Source organism: Colwellia sp. KS18-150 (assembly GCF_057551365.1).
Window position 1 is genome coordinate 76402 of record NZ_BAAJMC010000012.1, and the last position, 20713, is coordinate 97114.

At 37.0% G+C, this 20713-nt stretch carries 12 protein-coding genes; 6 read left to right on the forward strand and 6 right to left on the reverse strand.

Going from position 1 to position 20713, the window contains the following annotated elements:
* Positions 1–103: 103 nt before the first annotated feature.
* On the reverse strand, positions 104–1651 hold the full coding sequence (locus AC27IF_RS14045; protein WP_487054967.1) for a sulfatase family protein: 1548 nt from the start codon (positions 1649–1651) through the stop codon (positions 104–106).
* A 312-nt stretch (positions 1652–1963) separates the two neighbouring features.
* Between AC27IF_RS14045 and AC27IF_RS14050 the strand changes: the two genes are divergently transcribed.
* Both AC27IF_RS14050 and AC27IF_RS14055 read left to right on the forward strand, forming a co-directional pair.
* Positions 1964–2830, forward strand: a complete 867-nt coding sequence (locus AC27IF_RS14050; protein ID WP_487054968.1) for a hypothetical protein — start codon at positions 1964–1966, stop codon at positions 2828–2830.
* A 188-nt stretch (positions 2831–3018) separates the two neighbouring features.
* Complete coding sequence (locus AC27IF_RS14055; RefSeq protein WP_487054969.1) at positions 3019–4479, forward strand: arylsulfatase; 1461 nt, start codon at positions 3019–3021, stop codon at positions 4477–4479.
* Positions 4480–4547: 68 nt separating this feature from the next.
* Here the strand turns inward: AC27IF_RS14055 and AC27IF_RS14060 are convergent, their stop codons facing one another.
* Complete coding sequence (locus tag AC27IF_RS14060) at positions 4548–7919, reverse strand: TonB-dependent receptor (protein ID WP_487054970.1); 3372 nt, start codon at positions 7917–7919, stop codon at positions 4548–4550.
* A gap of 293 nt (positions 7920–8212) precedes the next feature.
* Between AC27IF_RS14060 and AC27IF_RS14065 the strand changes: the two genes are divergently transcribed.
* The 3 genes from AC27IF_RS14065 to AC27IF_RS14075 are packed head-to-tail and all read left to right on the forward strand — an operon-like array spanning position 8213 to position 11011.
* Entirely contained in the window at positions 8213–8782 is a 570-nt protein-coding gene (locus AC27IF_RS14065) for an RNA polymerase sigma factor (protein ID WP_487054971.1), read from the forward strand.
* Positions 8775–9815, forward strand: coding sequence for a FecR family protein (locus AC27IF_RS14070; RefSeq protein ID WP_487054972.1), 1041 nt, complete (start codon positions 8775–8777; stop codon positions 9813–9815). The genes AC27IF_RS14065 and AC27IF_RS14070 overlap by 8 nt, the downstream gene beginning before the upstream one ends.
* Before the next feature lie 8 nt (positions 9816–9823).
* Complete coding sequence (locus AC27IF_RS14075) at positions 9824–11011, forward strand: aldose epimerase family protein (RefSeq protein WP_487054973.1); 1188 nt, start codon at positions 9824–9826, stop codon at positions 11009–11011.
* A 100-nt stretch (positions 11012–11111) separates the two neighbouring features.
* Here AC27IF_RS14075 and AC27IF_RS14080 read toward each other — a convergent pair whose 3' ends face one another.
* Positions 11112–11510: a PAS domain-containing protein gene (locus AC27IF_RS14080; protein ID WP_487054974.1), complete on the reverse strand. Its 399-nt coding sequence runs from the start codon at positions 11508–11510 to the stop codon at positions 11112–11114.
* Between the two features lie 278 nt (positions 11511–11788).
* Complete coding sequence (locus AC27IF_RS14085; protein ID WP_487054975.1) at positions 11789–14806, reverse strand: TonB-dependent receptor; 3018 nt, start codon at positions 14804–14806, stop codon at positions 11789–11791.
* Between the two features lie 563 nt (positions 14807–15369).
* Here AC27IF_RS14085 and AC27IF_RS14090 point away from each other — a divergent pair.
* Positions 15370–16140 (forward strand): IclR family transcriptional regulator, encoded by a 771-nt coding sequence (locus tag AC27IF_RS14090; protein WP_487054976.1) that lies wholly within the window; start codon positions 15370–15372, stop codon positions 16138–16140.
* A 4-nt stretch (positions 16141–16144) separates the two neighbouring features.
* Here the strand turns inward: AC27IF_RS14090 and AC27IF_RS14095 are convergent, their stop codons facing one another.
* Together AC27IF_RS14095 and AC27IF_RS14100 are read right to left on the reverse strand one after the other, a co-directional pair.
* A complete protein-coding gene (locus AC27IF_RS14095) occupies positions 16145–17641 on the reverse strand; it encodes a tryptophan halogenase family protein (protein WP_487054977.1) in 1497 nt (498 codons plus the stop codon).
* Between the two features lie 140 nt (positions 17642–17781).
* Complete coding sequence (locus tag AC27IF_RS14100) at positions 17782–20694, reverse strand: TonB-dependent receptor (protein ID WP_487054978.1); 2913 nt, start codon at positions 20692–20694, stop codon at positions 17782–17784.
* Positions 20695–20713 lie beyond the last annotated feature (19 nt).

Sequence of the window (20713 nt, forward strand, 5' to 3'; positions counted from 1 at the left end):
TAAAACTTGTCATTTATTATTGATAACGGAGCGTTATATACGCTCTGTTATCTAACGCGCTAAATTAATACCTTTAATTGATGCCTTTATTTAATGCCAAGGGTTAATAGCCAGAGTTAACAATTTGACTCAGGCGAAGCTGTAATTTTTTGACTAGTTCTGGCTTTTCATTCGCTAGGTTATTTTGTTCATTGATGTCTTTGCTTAGATCATAAAGCTGCGGTGTTTTAGAAAAGCCTCCTTCAATATTTTTATGCGCTAGAAATGAAGCGACATTGTTATTGTTAACCGGAGCGATATACTTCCACTGGTTAAATCTAAGTGAGTTTGTCGCCACTGATTCTTCAACTAACTCTTCTCGGGCAGTTGCTTTTTTTCCAAGTAAAGCGAGTAGATGCTCTTCACTATCTTTGGCTTCCCCCTTTTGTAATGGAACACCCACCAGTTTTGCCACTGAGGCATAAATATCCATCTGAGAAATTAAAGCATCACTCACACCGTTCTTGGTATTACCTGGCCAAGTAACAATAGTAGGCATTCTAGTTCCTGCTTCAAATGCACTGTATTTTCCGCCTCGAAATGGTCCCCATGGTTTGTGTTCTCCTAGTAATTCAATGGCTCTATCATCATAACCGTCAGTTAATACCGGCCCGTTGTCACTGGTAAAAATGATAAGCGTATTCTCCCTAAGGCCTAATTGCTCAAGCTCATTAACTACTTTGCCAACCATCCAGTCCATTTGCACTATGGCATCACCACGAGGTCCCATTTTACTTTTGCCTTTGAACCTTGGATTAGGAAGGCGTGGCACATGAATGTCATGATAAGAATGAAAAAGGAAAAACGTCTTAGATTTATTTGCTTGGATGAAATCTATCGCCTTATCTGTAAATACATCAGGAAAGTCTTCATCTATCCAAAGTGCTGATTCACCGCCAGCCATTGTTCCAATGCGACTTACGCCATTAATAATGGTTTCACTGTGTTGCTCATCAGCCACAACTCTAGCCAAATCAGGCCGCTCAAGTCGTGTTGGACGTGTGCCAACTTTGCCTTTATAACTGACAGTAATAGGATCGTTTTTATCTAGATTAACCACACGAGTGTTTTCAAGGTATACGGTCGGTACGCGATCGCCGGTTGCAGGAAGTAAAAAGCTGTAATCGAAACCAATATCTAATGGACCTGGACTAACATCAGCATTCCAATCTACATTGCCATTGCCTAAACCAAGGTGCCATTTACCCACAACAGCGGTTTGATAGCCTGCTTTTTTTAACAGTGAAGGTAAAGTCGCTTTACCAGGCCTAATAAGTGCTGGTGCATCACCCGGTAAAATAGCAGCATTATTTCGAAATCCATGCTCTCCCGTTAGTAAAGAATATCGAGATGGTGTACAGGTTGCTGCTGAGCTATGGGCATCAGTAAACCTAACCCCTTGCCGGGCAAGCTTATCAATTGAAGGCGTTTCAACACCGATGGCACCATAACTTCCAACATCACCGTAACCTAAATCATCAATATAAAAGATGACGATATTTGGTTTTGATATTTCCTGATTTACGTCTTTATTTCCTTTAGCCGCAAAAGCGGTACTGAATTGTACTGACGATAATAAAATGGTACTGATAATGGTTAGCTTTGTTAACATTATTAATTCTCTATAAAACGGGCCAGAGTTTGATTAAATAAATAATCATCCTTACTTATCTAGTAAGACGAATACCTGAAAAATTTCCGCCATATAAATGTCATTTAATAAACATATTTCTTGAGGTGTGAATTTTTAGATATAAAAATTAAGAAGTGAATATTAAGCTTATGAAAGGCTACTCAAGCTAACAATGCTCACAAGTTAGTGTGAATGTGCATTAATTAGGAATGGCTATAAATCTAAATAAAAATGGTCTACATTAAATATCATTACCTATTTTTAACATCAACTTAAGAGTGGCGCTCATTAATGAAGTTAACTTCCATTGCTTTACTATTTATATTCGTAGCTTTTTCCGCTACTTTTCAAGCTACTGCAAATACACCACTGAAAATTGCTGTTAATAAAGATTTAAAGAAGCGCTACCAAGAGCTGTTAGATAAAAACAACGTTGATGCTATATATATTACCGACTTAGCTGATAAACACGTCACAAGAGCATTAGTACAACTGATTATTATCAAACAAGCACTTCATATAGGTGGCCTAAACGTTGACTTCGACTTCTTGACGACTCCAAATTTAGAGCGTTCCAGTGCATTTCTTAGCAACGGAGATGTGGTCATTTCATCATTTTTAACCACTAAAGAGTCACAACCTAAACATACTTTTATCAGCTCACCAGTATTAGAGTCACGAGTCATAAAAAAAGGTATTTATGGTTTAAATTCAAATAAAGCACTAATGAATGTTAAATCTTTAGATGATTTAAAACCCTTAAATGGGGTTTTACAAACATCATGGAAAAACGACATAGAGACACTAAAAAATCATAATGTTACCCAAATAGACTTAGTCACTAAATATGAAAATATTTATACTCGTATCGTTTATCGAGGTCTCGACTATACCTTACTCGAATTCCCTTTCAATAAGGAGCTTATTCAGTTCAGTCAGAAAATAAAGTTATACCCAGTACCCAATATATCTATCGCGTTAGAAGGGACTAGGCACTTTTTTATCTCTAAGAACCATCCTGATGGTGAGCGTGTTTTTACTGCTATAGAGGAAGGCCTTAAGTCAATGAAAAATGATGGTACCATTGAAAAATATTTTCAACAGATTAAAGTTATAAGAAATGATTTAGACCATTTGAAAGTGCTCAATTACAAATAACCACAAATAAACAACTTCCTTTAGCAACAAAGTCCTTCGATAAAGACCCTAGCGTTTTTTCAACTTACGTACTCTATATCAAATGAGTAAAGTGGCGGATTATTCATCGTCATTCGTCTCAACCTTAACAGCTATTTCAACAGTAGCATCTATTCAAGATTGAATATTTTCACAAATAAGGTAGTCGTATGAAGTTAACTCGAATGTTTTCATCTTTAGTGTTATTTTTTTTTCTGGCTGGCTGGCAGCCACTAATATTAGCAAAACAGACAGGTCAACCTCTCAATAAAAATGATACCAGCAAGCCTAATATTATCTTTATCATGGCTGACGATCTCGGTTATGGTGATATTGGCGCCTACGGACAACTAAAAATACACACGCCAAATATAGACAAGCTGGCAAAAGATGGCATGCGGTTTACCCAACACTATGCAGGCTCTACAGTATGTGGGCCGTCAAGAGCAAGCCTTTTGACTGGGCTGCACTCAGGCCATAGTCCGATTCGTGGAAACCCTAAATGGACCAATAGCGGAAAACCAGTAGATTTATCTACTCAAGATAACACCTTAGGAAAGATGCTTAAAAATCAGGGATACAGAACCGCGGCTATAGGTAAATGGGGCTTATCAGAAGCAACTGAAAACGATCATGAATCTATGCCACTAGCTCAGGGGTTTGACTATTTTTTTGGTGTAAAAACACATCTTGAGGCACATTATTATTATTGGCATAGATTGTTCGAAAATAACCAACCTTACTTGCTGGATAAAAATGATCACTTGACCAATTCCGGTGTCTATACCCATGACTTATTTACCGAAAAAGCTATTGAGTTTGTTAACAGGCAACAACCCAAAACCCCGTTCTTTTTGTACCTTGCCTACACGATTCCCCATTTAGCACTCACGGTGCCAGAAGACTCTAAAAAACAATACCAATCATTAGGTTGGCCTAAGCGAATGATGAATCAAAATGGTCATTATAAGAATGACGCTGAAGGTAATACCACGTATGCGGGCATGATTTCTAGAATGGACAAAGATATTGGAAAACTGTTAGCCACTCTAAAACAGCAAGGAATTGACGAGAATACACTGATCATATTTACCAGTGATAACGGTCATGAGTATGACGATAACTTTTTCAACAGTAATGGTCCACTCAGAGGAAAGAAAAGAGACCTTTATGAGGGAGGTATTCGTGTCCCTATGATTGCAAAATGGCCAAATGTTATTCAAAAAAACAGTGAATCAGATCACCTATCAGCATTTTGGGATTTTATGCCAACCTTTTGTCAAATTAGTACTGCCAAGGGTTGTCCAAAAACAGACGGAATTTCATTTCTGCCGGTCCTATTAGGTAAAGGGCAACAACAGTTGCAACACAACTACCTTTATTGGGAATTTAATGAAAATCAAGGGCCTATTCAAGCGATTAGATATCAACATTGGAAGTTGGTAAAGTTTAAAAATAAATCTGTAGAATTATACAATTTGGACAAGGATATAAGCGAATCAATCAATGTAGCTAGTGAAGAGCCAAACCTAGTAGAGAAGATGTTAGTAATGCTCAACAATAGCCGAAGTGAACACCCTGAATTTACGTTGCAAAAGCTCAACCCTTATAAGAAAGTAAACAAAAAGTAGTTTAACTAACATGGATATAGGTTAAATAGCGTCAAAGTACCTATCGTTGAAAGTATATTACTCTCTTATCAAAACCTATATATCACACCAACATTATATTTAGTGCCAGAGAAAGCAACATAATTAGTGAGTTGTTCATATTTGATATAACGCTCTGTTTTGGACTCATTAAGATTAACAGCGGAGAAATTAACTTTAAAGTTATCGGTAATTGCATAGTTCGCAGTCAAGTCTAATTGACCGCGAGCTTTCTCAATTTCAGGTAGCGTTTCTGGGCGATTATAACCTAAGGCAACACTTGCTCTTCGTACAAAATCATCACGCCAATTATAAGCTAAACGAATACTGAAAGTACCATCATCATAATAAGTGAGTAAATTATAGCTATGCTCGGATAAACCTACCCGGCCAATAGTATCCCCTTCCTCATCATAATTATTAGAATTTTCATCGGTATAAGTATAATTAATACCTAAACCGGTATGAGAAAATAAGCCAGAAAGGTGTGAAAAAGCATGCTGAAGATTAAATTCAAGCCCTTGAATCGACGTACCGGCATAGTTTTGAGGTTGGGTGGCTAAAAATGAACGCCCTCCTATTTCTACAGTACTTTTTTCAGCGGCATCAACAAAAATAACTGAAGCAAGATCTTTATAAAACAAAGCCGTGGAAAATATACTGTCGTTTGCGTAGTACCACTCATAAGAAAGATCAATATTCTGGCTTAGAATTGGCTGCAAATTTGGGTTACCCATGCTGGCCGTTCCAGCATAGCCTTCAAGCTCTTGGCTAAATTTAATGTCAATTCCAGGAGATATATTATTTAAGCTCGGTCGAGAGATGGCTTCATAAGCGGCAAATCGAACAATCACTTCATCATTCAAGCCCAAATTAAGATTGATTGACGGCAGAGTGTTTTGATACTCACCTGATAAGGTCAACCATGAAAAACTAACTTTTTCGGCGTCTATTTGTTCATTTCGTAGGTAGCCAGAAGACTCTGTGTCAGTTTCTACATAACGAACACCAACATTACCAAATAATGGCATATCATTTAAATAGGTAAAAAAATCGAGTTTAAGATACAAGGCGCGAGTGTCCTCAGTGACATCATATCGGGAGCCTTCATTTTCATAATAACCTGAGCCTGACGATGGATTAATTGCCCTAATATCATGCATAGCAAAATAGTCAGTGAAGAAGTTGCTACCACAACGTGTGCTGCTCCAATGATTAGGTAAATTACTGTCACCAACATCAATACTATCAGAGGAAAAACACGGTAATAAATCATTAGCAATCTGGATATTTTGTACATCCTCATTCGACTGAGGGTTAACATGAACATCTTGTATATCAATAGTTTGCAATAAGCCATCAATAGCAATTTCATTCTTTTGATTCGGATTAATGTAAGCGGCATGGTGGTAAGTCCGTGAAGCTATCCTAGCACCCACTTTTATAGCACTGAAAAAATCCCCTTCTACATCGTATGTAAGGTCGAATTTAAAAGCTGAATCATCATTTCCCGTATCATCAGCATTTCTTTGCATTTGAAAATAGCTTAGCTTTTCATACGATATACTCGAGGGGTCTAACCCCACCAGTTCGTCAAAATTCGTTGGCGCTTCGCCATGGATGGTATGCGCTGGTGACTGATAAAATGTAGCATCAGGCAAAATACCCTTGCCAAAATCATAAGCGATAAGTCCGGCCCAGTCCGAGCCAGAGAACTCTCCATTTTCGTCCCAATCATAGCCCATATTTAACTGCGCTTGGTTGCCTTGACTTGAACCACTGGAGGTACTAAAAGATGATTCAACTAATAATTGCTCACTAAATTGATAATCGATGCCGACAGTTATTTTTTCAGATTTTCGCAGTGTATTTCTGACAGACGGCGTCCCGCCCATCCTAACGCTAGTGGCACCAATTAAAGCACTTTCAAGCATGTAACTACCATTGTCGATAGTTGTTATTTTAGGGACCATACCCTCATCTACAGGAAATGAACGTGCGGCATTGAAGGCTAAACTCATTTGTGAGCCATATAGGCTTTCATCACTGTTAGCTTTTGAGTAATCAAGATACAAGTTTAATGCACTGTTGGGTTGCCATTGCATAGTGAAATTTAAAGAGTCTCGCTGTGATTCAACATAACGGGAATTTGTTCTAATGCCCCCTGAAGTGTAATAACTGTCTTGGTTATTAACCAAACCATCACCATTAACATCAATGCCGTAAGCAAAGTTACCATTACCATCAACACCATTTGAGTACTGAAATGGCCCAGGTGATAAAAACTGGTTATTGGTGGAATTCCCTGCAGGTACTTGTCCACCGCTACGGCGAAACCACTGAGCTGGGGCATCGTACCAATCACCACCACCATAAACATCGGTTTGGCTGATCACTTCTTTGCGCGCGAAATTAAAAACAAAACCGATATCACCAATGTCTGTATCTCTAAAATTCTTTGCCAAAAAACCGTTAACATCAGGTGATTTTTCATCGCTTAATTGCTGATATTTAACTTTCGCGGTAATTGAACCGATTTGATCTTCTTGAATATTTAATGGCCGACGAGTTTTTAAATTAATAGTTCCACCCAGAGAGCCCTCAATATTATCTGCCGCAGCAACCTTTAGCACTTCAACACTTGAGAATAATTCAGAGGGAATATCTTGAAAATTAATACTTCGGTTTGCGGATGAGCCTGATGCGGTTTGGCCATTAATTTCGACGTTATTGTCAGAGATACCACGAATTTGTATGGAAGTTCCCTCACCATCCGCTGCTCTAGACATTTGAATACCGCTGACTCTTTGTAGCGCTTCAGCGATATTTTCATCGGGTAATTGTCCAATGTCCTCAGCTGAAATAGTTTCTTTAATTTCGGTAGAAAATCGTTTGCTATTGAGTGACTGCACAATGCTGCCTCTGACTCCAGAAACCGTTATAATTTCTATTTCATCTTTGGCTTTAACTTCTAAACTCTTTTTGGTGATCTTAATCACAGAAGAATCAGTACTGATATTATTTGAATTGTTTTCTGTTTTTTCTCGAGCTAACTTTAACGCTTCTTGCTTGTGAACATACTCATCGTCTATGACGATAGAAAATTGTCCACTATCATCAATTTCAGCAATTAAACCTGTTCTTGCAAGTAAAACTGCCAGACCTTGAGAAACCTGATACCAGCCAGAAACCTTATTCGTTGTTATATTTTCAAGATCGCTATGCGGAAACAGTAAAGTGATATCTGCTTGTTCCGCAAAAATGATAATTGACTTGTCAGCGCTTTGCTTTTCAATACTGAAATTTATTAAGCTTTGATGACTATTTGCATAACTAATAGCAGAAGGCACCATAATTATGACTAATAATGGCAAAATACTTTTATGTGAATAAGCAAAAGCTTTACACAAAAGTGATTTCATTAGCTTAAAAAATACAGCTCTAACGATTGAAATCGCTTTAAACGATAACACTAAAATACACCTGCACTTTTTGACCAAGCCCAACTAAAGTATAGTTAAAATTAAGCATCAATTTGGTAAGAATAAGCCTATATTCTATGAAGAGAAAAAAAAACATAATAGCCAGAACACTTATCATTATTCAATAATTATCTTTTTTTTCACCATCACTGGCGGATTTTTTTCTTTCAATCGTCATATAAGTAAGCAAAAAAAAATTGATTAAATACATTCTATACTAATTAGGTTTACTGATGACTGGAGACGGTATGTTTCACCAAGTATATTTGGCCTCAAGAGAAAGTTTACGTCGTGTCGTTGCGCGTATTGCTCCGCCAAGTGAAATAGAAGATATAGTACAAGAAACTTACGTTAGACTTTGTCAGGTTAAAAACCCTCAAGCTATTACCTCACATAAATCTTTTATTTTCACCACCGCTAAAAACTTAGCGTTAGATTATCAAAAACAAGCCTATGTAAAACTGGTTGATGGTGTTGATGATTGGAGTGAATTTGAACGTATAATTTCAGATGCAAGTACAGATACACTGTTTAAAGAGCAAGTTGCCAGTGACGAATTTTCTGAACTTTGTGAGGCGATACGATTGCTCCCCGTTCAATGTAGAAAGGTATTTGTCTTAAAGAAAGTATATGGCTATTCACAAAAAGAAATAGCTCAAGAACTTTCGTTAAGTGAAAGCACAGTAGAAAAACATATCTCTGCAGGCACAAAAAAATGCATGCAGTTCAAACGTAATAGAAATAAGATAAACGAATCAACTATGAATAATTCAAAAAATGGACTTGGAGGTGAGTATGAATAATATACACCATATTAACCAACAAACTCAGCAAGATGACCTTGTTTTAGATCAGGCTAGTGACTGGATTGCAAAAATAGACCGACAACTATCAAGCCAAGAAACGGAAAATTTTCAGCGTTGGTTGCATGAATCCACAGAAAATATGAAAGTGATGCTTGAAGTAGCACAAATGTGGGATAAGTTAGATGAACTACATCGTTTGTCTGATATATTTCCTAAATCAGAAGTTAAAAACAAACAGTTCTCTCACAAAGTGATGGCTATCGCAGCTTCTCTTTTGCTTTTAGTGAGTGTGTTTTTCTTGCAAACAAATCAATCACCATTAAATAGCGAAACTCAATACGCATCCTTAGTAACTCAATATAAAACAAGTGTTGGCGAAAGAAATACAATTCACTTACCTGACACAAGCGTTTTAATTTTAAATACTAATAGTGTTGTTAATATAAATTATAACCAGCACGCTCGAGTCATTGAACTTCTACAAGGTGAACTACACATTGAAGTTGCGCATAACAAATCTCGCCCTCTTCAAGTTGTGGCTGCAGGCAAAATTATTCAGGCCGTTGGCACAGCGTTTAATGTTCAGGTTAATGCAGATTTAGTGGAACTCATTGTGACCGATGGAAAAGTACTTGTTGATTATGATACTAGCTCGCTAGAAGTGAAAACTATTACTAGTAAGGCTATTTCAGTAGTTAAAGGTGAAGTCATCATTTTAAACACTTCATTATCTACAGATAAAAGTACGTTAAAATCAGCTGACTTGGATGAATTAACATCCAAATTATCATGGCAAAAAGGTAACTTAATTTTCAGGGGAGACTCTCTTGCTGACACAATTGAAGAAATAAGTCGTTATACAGATATCTCTTTAAAATTAGCTGATGATAATGAACTTAAAGCGATTAAAGTCACGGGAATGTTCAAAGCCGGCGATATTGATGGTCTGCTGTTAATCTTAGATAAGAGTTTTAATATTGAACATAAAAAAGTGACGGACCAGAAAATAATTCTGTCATTAAAAAGTTAAACTCGGCGATGAAAACATTCGCAATAAAGTTACTACTTACGGCTACCTTTTATTTATTTCTAATTCACATAAGCAGGGGAACTCAAGCAAAAGAGTCCCCTTCTCTCCCACATTGGCCAGAGATCACTAAGCAACACTGGGGAGACTATAATAATCAGCCAATTTGGTTGTTTCAACTTACCAACATCAATGGCATGAAAGTTAGGTTAACTAATTTTGGCGCTTATGTTCAAGCCATCGAAGTGCCGGATAAAAATGGTAATCTCAGTGATGTAATACTTGGCTACGACACTGCAGAGCAATACGTTAATGATTGCTGTTATAACGGTGCAACCGTTGGACGATTTGCTAACCGTATTAAACATGGTCGTTATAGTTATGCTAACAAAGCTTATCAACTTACCACTAATAACGGCGGTGAAAACAAAATCAACCATAATCATGGTGGTAGCGTTGGCTATAACAAAAAATTATGGCAAGTTAGCCGTTTTGATAATACCGTTGTATTTACTTATATCTCAGCAGATGGTGAACAAGGTTATCCGGGAGAGGCAATAATTACTGCTAAGTTTGAATTAACTAATGATAACGAGTTTATTATTTCTTATTCTGCTACTACCAATAAAGCAACGCCTGTCAATATCATTCCCCATTTGTATTTTAATCTTAATGGTGACGGACGAGGTACTATTGAAAATCACAAATTACAGATAAATGCCGATTATATAACCGAAGTGGAGCCCTATTTAATAGCCACAGGGAGACTCTTAAGCGTTAACAAAACGCCTTTTGACTTTAGAAAAATGAAAGCTATATCGAAAGATATTCGTACAGCACATCCGCAACTTAAACTTGCTGGTGGCCAAGATCAAAAATATGGTGGTTATGACCACAACTGGGTGCTGAATGAATATAATGGAAAAATGCGCCAACAAGCGACTCTTTTTGAAGAAGAAACAGGTCGTAAATTATCTATTTTAACTACTCAACCCGGTATACAAGTCTATTCGAGTAATTTTATGAATGGCACCGTGATAGGTAAAAAAGGCAAGTTAATGGAGCATCGTTCCGCCTTAGCAATTGAGCCCCAACACTTTCCTGATTCACCTAATCACAAAAACTTTCCCAATACCATATTATTACCCGAAGAAAAGTATTTAGAAGTAACAAAATTTCACTTCTCTGTTAAACACTAACTTATCATCGCTGACACGTATTTTTCATTTTGAGACCTTTGCTTGATATCAACATATAGGTCTCCCAAGAGATGTTTAATATCAAAAGAGAAATAACAGACTACCCCATGCTATTGGCAAGTAATCTTTTATATTCAATTTTACAAGCATGATACACATTTTCTGATATTACATTACCGAAACAACGAGTGTGAATAAATTCACCTTGGTTTTCATAGACACTTGAATTATATAGTATATATATTATTTTGTGTTTGCCGTAAACCATAGCTGGGAAGTTTGAAAAGGATTCGAATTTCGCCAGTTTGTTCATCATTTGATCTAAACATGATTTGTCAAATTGAAACTCAGATACATGATGACCGACATATTCTTCCTCAGAGTAGCCTAATATATTTAATTCATGCTCATTAGCATATTGAATTATGCCATCAGGTGAAACCGTATGGATTCCAATATTTGAATTATTAATAAAGTCTAAAGGGTTTTCTATAAGCATTCGTTAAGCCACCTTATATACCATGTATGATATTGAGTATATTCAATATTAGTTAATAGGGAAAATTTAACTTGGGATGACTCGATAAAACTAAATTATGTTTTGTAAACTCAGAATTATCTCTACACTGACATCTCTTTTATAGCTATACACTAAAAGTAATGGGATGCCCCATTAAAGAAAAATCTAAACACAAAAAAATCGAGTACCCTAAGGTACTCGATTAAATAGGCTATTTGGCTGATGTCAACGTAATCAACAGCGGCGCGATGGATTTACTAAAAACGATAAACCATACCTAAGTTATAACGAGTACCCGCTTTAGCCAAGTAACTGTGTAATTCTTCATACTTTAAGTAACGTTTAGTTTCTGAATCATTCAAATTGGCAGCTGAGAAGTTAATCTTTAAGTTATCAGTTAACTGATAGTTAGCGGTTAAATCTAATTGACCACGTGCCGCCTCTATTTCAGGTAAGAAGTTAGGACTATTCCAACCTAAAGTAACATTAGTGCGTCTTACAAAATCATCACGCCAGTTATAAGCTAAACGTATGCTTAAATCACCATCATCATAAAAGGCAGCAAAGTTATAGCTATGCTCTGATAGCCCTCTACGTTTAATCTCTTCGCCCTCTTGATCGACCAACTCACTGTCTTCTTGAGTGTATGTATAGTTTGCGCCAACACCAGTACTCGCTAATATGCCAGGTAAATTGGTAAAACCATGTTGCACAGCAAGCTCAAGCCCTTTAATTTTAGTACCTGGTAGATTAGCCTGTTGTAGCACTTTAAATAACTCACCATTGATTTCAACATCTTGTAATTCTGGAGAATTAGCAATGGTAGAGTCAATATCTTTATAAAATGCAGCGATTGAGAACATGCTGTCTTCTGAGTAATACCATTCATAAGATAAATCAAGATTAGTTGCACGAATAGGATCCAAGTCTGGATTACCCATAGAGCCATTACCCGCATAACCTTCTAGCTCATCGTTGTACTTAATGTTCACACTGGGTGCTATTGCCGACAAACCTGGGCGAGATAACGCTTTATAGGCGGCAAAACGTAACACCATTTCTTCATTAAGCGCTAAGTTTGCATTTAAACTTGGTAAGAAGTCACTGTAATTACCGTCAAATTCAACCCACTCATAAGCTGTTTCTGAGCCTGGCACACTATTTAAATAACCTGAAGATAAGGTATCGGTTTCAACATAACGAACACCTAGATTACCAAATAACTCCATTCCAGCAATTTCAGTAAAATAATCAGCTCTTAGGTAAAACGCTGCTGTTTCTTCTTCAACGTCATATCGCATACCTGTATTTTCATAGTAACCGGCCCCTTTAGTTGGATTAAATGCACGAATATCATGCATATTAAAATAACTGGTAAAGAAGTCACTGCCACAATTCTCAGTATTTGACCAAGTACGAGGGAAGTTACCACTAACACCATCTAATTCAATAGAGGTATTGCCAAAACATTGCTGTAAATCAGTAGCTACTTGCGCTAATTCAGGCGTTGAGTTAGCTTCAGGGTGTACTTTAATATCTTGAATATCAATTTTCTCATAAACACCATCATCACCGACAATAGTATTTTTTTGGTTTGAGTTGATATATGACATACGCTCAAAACTACGTTTTGCATAACGCGCACCTACTTTAATTTGCGTGATAAAACCATCATCAAATTCATAGTCGATATCAAATTTAGCAGAATCATCACTTGAGTATGTATCATCCGCATTACGCTGCATCTGGAAGTAACTTAAACGGTCATAAGCCATATTTGTTGGATCAATGGCCAATAACTCATCAGGGGTTATTGGACCAGCACCTGCATAGAATGGTGCTTCATAAAAAGTGTAATCAACTAAACTGGCACTATTCCAATCATAATCAACAATACCCGCCCAGTCTTTACCATTTAATTGTGAATCATTATTCCAATCATACCCCATGTTTAACTGTGCTTGCTTAGTAGTACTAGAGCCTTCTGAAGTACTAACTTCAGCAGAGACAACAAGATTGTCATTAACAATGTAATCACCACCAAAGGTTATTTTATCTGCTTCACGCAATGTGTCTTTCTGTGAAGGTGCGCCGCCAGTACGAAGATTAGCACCACCAAGTAAGCCGCTTGCTAAATAATAGTTTTCACCCGCTAGCGAAGTATCAAGCACACCATCACCATCAACTAGGCCGGCTCTATGACCAATGCTATCAAATTGATTGTCACCGAGTAATAAAGGAACAGCGCGCCAGGCATTAGTAGCAATATTGATTTGAGAACCACTAGAGTATTCTTCTGACTCTGTTTTGGTATAATCTAAAAACAGATCAATATTTTCAGTAGGTTGCCAGTTTAAAGTAAGGTTTAAAGAGTCTTTTACAATTTCATCATAACGAGAGTAAGTTCTTAAGCCATTAGGCACATAAAAGATATCTTTATTATCTGAAACACCATCATTATTTAAATCAATATTATCATCATAAACCCAAGGACCAGAATTAAATGGTGCACCTGATGTTTTGCTACCATCAACTCTATACCAAGCTCCCGGAGCATCATCCCAGTCACCACCACCAAACGCATCGGTTTGTGAAATTGTTTCTTTACGACCACCGTTAACAATAACACCAAAGTCGCCGATAGCCGTATCACGCCAGTTTTTACCTAAAAACACGTTAAAGTCTGGCGTTGTTTCACCTGATACTTCAGAATATTTTGCTTTAGCAGTTACTGTTGCGACATAATCTTCTTGAATATTTAAGGGGCGGCGAGTTTTTAAATTAACCGTACCGCCCAATGAGCCTTCAATACGGTCTGCTGTTGGCGCTTTTAATACTTCAATACCTGAGAATAGCTCTGAAGGAATATCAGCAAAATTGACGCTACGGTCTGCGCTTGTACCTGCTGTAGTCTGACCATTTATTTCAACGTTATTGTCTGACAAACCACGAATTTGAACAGTAGTACCTTCACCATTAGCACCACGTGACATTTGTATGCCTGTAACACGCTGCAACGCTTCTGCTATATTTTCATCGGGTAATTGGCCAATATCTTCTGCTGAAATGCTGTCCATAATTTCAGTAGCAAAGCGTTTGTCATTCATAGACTTTTTTAGGCTACCGCGAATACCTGAAACGGTAATTACTTCTATATTTTCTTTTTCTTGTTTTTTTATATCATTAGTGTCTTCTGCAAATGTATGTGGTGCAATCATTGTGCTTAAAATACCGATTACAGCTACTGCTACTTTACTCTTTTTGTTAGTAAACATTTATATTCTTCCCCTAATCGTGGCCTTCATCGCTATAGTTTTTTATCACTATTGATAAATACCTTTATAAATTTCTGCTTATTGATGTGCTTGTTTATTGCACATATTGGTAAGACGATTAGAAAAATAATTTCCGCTACAAGTGTATGAAAAACATTTTCAAGCACTAACCCAAGTAATCATTATGCTTTTGTAATGTCTAGTTTAAAATGAGTTACTAAATCTTAAAACTTTATTGATATTTTAATACCACAGAGTAGCTCAAAGTATATTGTGTGAATAAATAAGCCTTTTTATGGAATTTCGGTTTCCTCAAACAGCTAGGCGTTAGCTGCCATGGGTATAAAGTCATGACTATGACATCACGTTTCTCTATATTTTTAACCATTGTCATAATAAAACGAAACCATCATTCCTAGGTAAATATTAGATTTAAATAAAAATGCATTTTAACTTGTGTCAACCTATGTTTTAATTCTCAACACAGAATCACTCGCCTTAATGTAAAGAACCAAAAAAAATATAGTTTTCAGCTTGTTAGCAGAAGTTTTAATAGGAATAAAATGAGTAGCGAAAAAACGAATAAATATGCAGTGCCCGCACTAGATAAAGGCTTAGATATATTAGAATACCTAGCTTCAAAAGCGATTCCTTTATCGCAAACAGAAATAGCTCAAGGTATAAATCGTTCTGCAAATGAAATTTATCGTGTTCTTATTGGCTTAGAAGGGAGAGGTTATTTAATACGCGATGAAGTGTCTGGCAAGTACACTGTATCATTAAAGTTATATAGCCTATCAAGAAAAATATCGCCTGTAGATCAGCTAAGACAAACAGCTATTCCTATTATGGAAGATTTTTCTGCTCATTCAGGACACGCCGCACACTTAAGTATTTTGTACCAAAGTAAGGTGATGGTCATCGTTCACGCCAAAAGTCATGCTCCTGTTTCTCTTTCAATAGCTGAAGGAACCCTATTTCCAACCGTAGAAACTACTTCTGGTCGTGTATTGCTAGCAAACAGTAATGAGTCGGTAAAGCAATTGATTTATGAACGTGATGCAAGCTACCAAAGTATGAGCTCAAAAGAAAAAGAGCAATTAGAGAGTGCCCTGCAAGATATCTTATCTAACGGTCATTGCTTTAGAAAAAGTCTATTAACTGATGGTGTTACTGACTGCGCTGCGATTATTGGTCAACCACAAGGAGCTGTTGTCGCAGTACTTGCTGTTTCATCACTGACTTCAACACTCGGCGATAAAGAAACTAAAAACATTTTAATTCAATCAGTTAAAGAAACAGCCAATAAAATAACAGAGCAATTAGGTTGTTAATTTTCTAACTTTTCATCAGTTGAATAAATTCATCATGTGAAAGTACTTTTTCCGCCGATTGATTTAAAGACTGCACCGATTGAGCTAACGCGGCTGATATTTTGCCAAAGTGTGAGGCATCAACTAACGGGTCATATCCTTTGGGTGTAACCCCCATTCCTGCCAGTACTGCATACCAAGATTGCTCAGAAAACAAATCATAACTATCTTCATACAGGCGACCTTGTTGTTTAAATAGCTCAAGTTGTTTCGCTAATGTTTCTGGGATAGCAAGTTGCTGCCACATTTTCCAAAAGTCACTATCTGTTCGCTTTGTAGTGCAATAATGTAAAACGATAAAATCCCTTATGCAGTGAAATTCATGATCTATACGTCGATTAAATTCAGCAATAGTTGCCTGATGAGGTGTTTTATTTGGAACTGATTGTACAAAATTGAGCATAGTACGCATGATTAAATAGATACTAGTTGATTCAAGTGGCTCTAAAAACCCAGCTGATAAGCCTACCGCTAAACAGTTTTTAAACCATATTTTATCTCTTTTTCCTGTTTGAAATTCAATCACTTTAGGGGGAGTAATAAATTCACCAACATGGTTCGCGAGTAAATCTAACGCTTGTTGATCTGAGCAATAATCGCTGCAATAAACATATCCGTTTCCGGTACGGTTTTGTAAGGGAATTTGCCAACGCCAGCCATGTTCATGAGCAAAGGATTGCGTATAAGGAGGTAAAGGTTCAACTTTTGGTGATTGAACCACGATAGCTCTATCAACAGGTAAAAAATGTTGCCAATTTTCAAAACCAACACGCAAGGTTTTATGAATTAGTAACGATTTTTGGCCGGTACAATCAATGAAAAATTCACCTTCGACAATGTTATTATCTTTTAAAATTAGCTGGTTAATGTTTCCTTCATTGTCAGTTTTAGCTTTTTCAACTGTGCCTTGTGTATGTATAACCCCAAGATCTTGACAATATTGTTTTAAATACGACACCACTAACGTGGCATCAAAATGTAAGGCATAAGTAGATGATGATAAATTGTTAGGTTTATTTGACTCAGGTATGTAAAACTTATTTTGCTTGGCTAGCGCTATAGCCGGCGAAAAATCAGTAAAGTTAAATTGCGGGTTTAAGCTGTGCTGTTTTAACCAATGTTGATAAAACGGTTTACCATCTATTTTATTACCCACATGGCCAAATTGGTGCCAGTACTGATGATCTTTTTCAAGCCAGTCAATAAATTTTATCCCTAGCTTAAACGTTGCATTCGTTTTTAAAATAAAATCTTTAGCGGGTATTTTTAAATATTCCAATAAATCCATAATCGATGGAATAGTGGCTTCGCCAACACCAATGGTTGAAATAAGAGGCGACTCTACAACTTCGATGGAAATAGCGAGATTATGGTAGGCTCTTGCTAACACAGCTGCCGAGATCCACCCAGCTGTTCCGCCACCAACAACCACATACTTAGTAATAGTTTGTTTATTTTCCATTTATTGATTCATCTCTTCACACTTGATAAAAGCAAGCTTTACCGGTTACCGTTCCGTGTTAAAAAGTGCTCACTTCTTAATACGAAATACCATAAAGAACCGGCAAAGCTTGTAAGGGGATAAACTTAACTAATTACTCCCTAAAACTTTGCTGTTACGCCAACTTGATAGCGACGACCTGTATATTGAACAAGTACCATACGCTCTTTAATATCAGCATATTCATTAACAGATTCATCAGTTAAATTAATAACTTCTGCAGAAAAAGTTAAGGTTTCATTCAGATCATACGAGGTGCTGAAATCAAATTGACCATAATCATCAACATGATGAGGTAAGCCATTTAATGTAGCGTTAGATCTCTGCTTTAAATACCCTTCTCGCCAGTTATAAGCCAGTCGAGCTTGAAAAGCATCCTTGTCATAAAAGGCAATAAAGTTATAAGAGTTTTCAGAGAAGCCTTCTAAACCACTTCCTGCGGAGGTAACATTTTGTCTTGCTTCATTTGCCGCTTCATCATCGGCTAACGCTTCTTTATCCTCAGTGTTGGTGTAAGTGTAGTTTGCTTGAATACCAAAGCCGCTTAATAGGCCGGGTAAATAATCAAAGTAATGTAGCGCGGCGGCTTCAAAACCTTTTACTTCACCACCACTACGATTGGTCGCTTCAGTTCTTATTTCATAAAAAGGTAATGTCGAACCATCATTTTCTGGAAATTCGTAACCGGTATCATTTCTCACCGTTTTTTGAGAAATAAAGGTATCAATATCCTTATAAAATAACCCTAATGAATATGCATCACCGTTATCAACATAATATTCAAAAGAAACATCAAGTTGGTTTGCTTCATAAGGTTGTAAGTATGGGTTGTTACCATTGGTAAAATACAAAGTAGTACGCACACGTTCAGGATAAGTACTATTAACGCCAGTATCTTCGATTGCCGGCTTGGTTAGCACTTTAGCTGCAGCTGTTTTAAAGTAATAGCCATTTCGAAAATCAAGACTTAAGTTGGCGCTAGGTAAGAAGTGATCGTAACTTGTGCCTAACGTTTGCGCTTCTAACTCACCATAGTCAATTTCAACAATAGTTCCTTGATCTGGTGTAATACTTTCGACTGCAATATCAACAATATCCTTGCGATGACCCGTTGAAGTCGTTTCGGTATCAACATACCTAAGACCTATATTACCGCTCCAATCAAATAGGGAAGCTTCACCGGCCAAATTAGCTTGTGCATATATAGACAATGTTTCATCTGTATTGATAACAGACTCTGAAGGTCGATGAATTTCGTCAGTCCAGTTTGGCTCATTTCTGATCCTGCCCATTTCATCTTTAAACGCTTCAATATCATTAATAAGTGTAAAGTTTCTTGGGAAGTTACCTGGCTCATTGCGTAAATAGCTAGCGTTATTAACCGAGAACAAGCTGTCATCTAAATCCCAATTCTGACAGGTATGATAAGGCTGTAACGTATTACGATTGATGTACGCTTGTAAAGCAGGATCATCAGCTAAAGCAGGATCCGGTAATGGTTGATGTAATTCACTATTTAAACAGCCATTAGCGACACGAAATAAATCATTAGATTTTTTTCTATCTAAATAGGCGATACCAAAGTCAACGGACTCTACATAATTACTATCAATTTCATAATTGAAATCGAGTTTAGCTTCAAGGATTTCATCTTCTAATTTATTATGTTTTATATCTGTCCACCAAGATCGAACAGCAGCGGGATCGGCATAATCAATAGTAGAATCGATTTCGATAATATTGCCATGATTATTAACATTAATATAATCATTGGCGGTTAAGCCTTTTATTTGGCCGTCAATATAATCAGGATCAAATATACCTAAACTGTCATCATAATTTGGATTCACATAGTGAAATGTCATCTCGTTTACGCGCGGTAGAGACTCTGCTTCTGAATAAGCAATATCAGCACTCACCGTTAAACGATCAAAATGCATCGTACTATTAAGACCCATTGCTAACGTTTTCGATTCTTGACCACGTTGCTGAGGTAAACCATCAATAGGTACACCACTACGTGTTCCTTCAAGCATAGTCATATTGTCTGACAAGACGAGATTGGTCCAATTATTTCCCTGAAGCGGAACTTGAATACCACTACTATCGCCTTGAAGACTCAGGTCTGAATAGAGAACATCAAAGGTGTTTACTATGTCACTCGTGGGAGCCCATTGAAGCGTTAAGTTTGCGCTGGTACGTTTTCGTTGCTCAGTATCAATGGAATAAACGGCTCTACCTGGAGTCCAAGCTTCCATATTAGCAGTGTTAATCGCATTACCATTTACATCGCGAACTACTTCTCCTTCAGCAACATCTGAAGCACGAATAGTATTCCAACGATTAGTCAAAGCACTGTCAATACGGTTAGTTTGGTCAAGATATGATAAGCCCATCAATACACCAAAAGTATCATCTGCAAAAGTATTACTCAGCACTGCTGATACTTTAGGATCATATTCTTCAGCTAAATCATTGTATCGGTAATTAGCAGAGCCAACAGCATGGAAACCGGGGTTATCTAACGGGCGAGCTGTTTTTATATTAACGTAAGCCCCTAAACTACCCTCTTTAATATTTGCGCGTGATGCTTTAATAACTTCAGCACCTGAAATTAATTCAGAAGGTAGTATTTGAAAATCAAATTCTCTCCCTCTGTCTGTGGTTGCAATAGTACGGCCATTAATATCTACGGTATTAAATTGTGGTCCCATACCTCGAACCGTAATTTTAGAGCCCTCACCGTTATTTCGGTCTATCATGACCCCAGAAATACGCTGTAATGATTCTGCAACGTTTTGATCCGGAAATTTACCTATGTCTTCAGCAACAATACTATCTTGAATTGATTGTGCGTTTTTCTTCTGTTCCATAGATTCAGTCAAGCTACTGCGAATACCAGTTACTTCTATGACTTCAATATCGGATGTTGCTGCAAATGTAGCTCCCTGAAATAGAGCAGCAGACACAGCAATACTTAAAGGCAGCTTTTTAAAACTGTTTTTGATTTCCATTTTCTCTTTCCTAGACGTT

Coding starts and splice junctions, on each gene's coding strand:
- AC27IF_RS14045 (WP_487054967.1), bottom strand. CDS start 1,651: ATGTTAACAAAGCTAACCATTATCAGTACCATTTTATTATCGTCAGTA.
- AC27IF_RS14050 (WP_487054968.1), top strand. CDS start 1,964: ATGAAGTTAACTTCCATTGCTTTACTATTTATATTCGTAGCTTTTTCC.
- AC27IF_RS14055 (WP_487054969.1), top strand. CDS start 3,019: ATGAAGTTAACTCGAATGTTTTCATCTTTAGTGTTATTTTTTTTTCTG.
- AC27IF_RS14060 (WP_487054970.1), bottom strand. CDS start 7,919: ATGAAATCACTTTTGTGTAAAGCTTTTGCTTATTCACATAAAAGTATT.
- AC27IF_RS14065 (WP_487054971.1), top strand. CDS start 8,213: ATGACTGGAGACGGTATGTTTCACCAAGTATATTTGGCCTCAAGAGAA.
- AC27IF_RS14070 (WP_487054972.1), top strand. CDS start 8,775: ATGAATAATATACACCATATTAACCAACAAACTCAGCAAGATGACCTT.
- AC27IF_RS14075 (WP_487054973.1), top strand. CDS start 9,824: ATGAAAACATTCGCAATAAAGTTACTACTTACGGCTACCTTTTATTTA.
- AC27IF_RS14080 (WP_487054974.1), bottom strand. CDS start 11,510: ATGCTTATAGAAAACCCTTTAGACTTTATTAATAATTCAAATATTGGA.
- AC27IF_RS14085 (WP_487054975.1), bottom strand. CDS start 14,806: ATGTTTACTAACAAAAAGAGTAAAGTAGCAGTAGCTGTAATCGGTATT.
- AC27IF_RS14090 (WP_487054976.1), top strand. CDS start 15,370: ATGAGTAGCGAAAAAACGAATAAATATGCAGTGCCCGCACTAGATAAA.
- AC27IF_RS14095 (WP_487054977.1), bottom strand. CDS start 17,641: ATGGAAAATAAACAAACTATTACTAAGTATGTGGTTGTTGGTGGCGGA.
- AC27IF_RS14100 (WP_487054978.1), bottom strand. CDS start 20,694: ATGGAAATCAAAAACAGTTTTAAAAAGCTGCCTTTAAGTATTGCTGTG.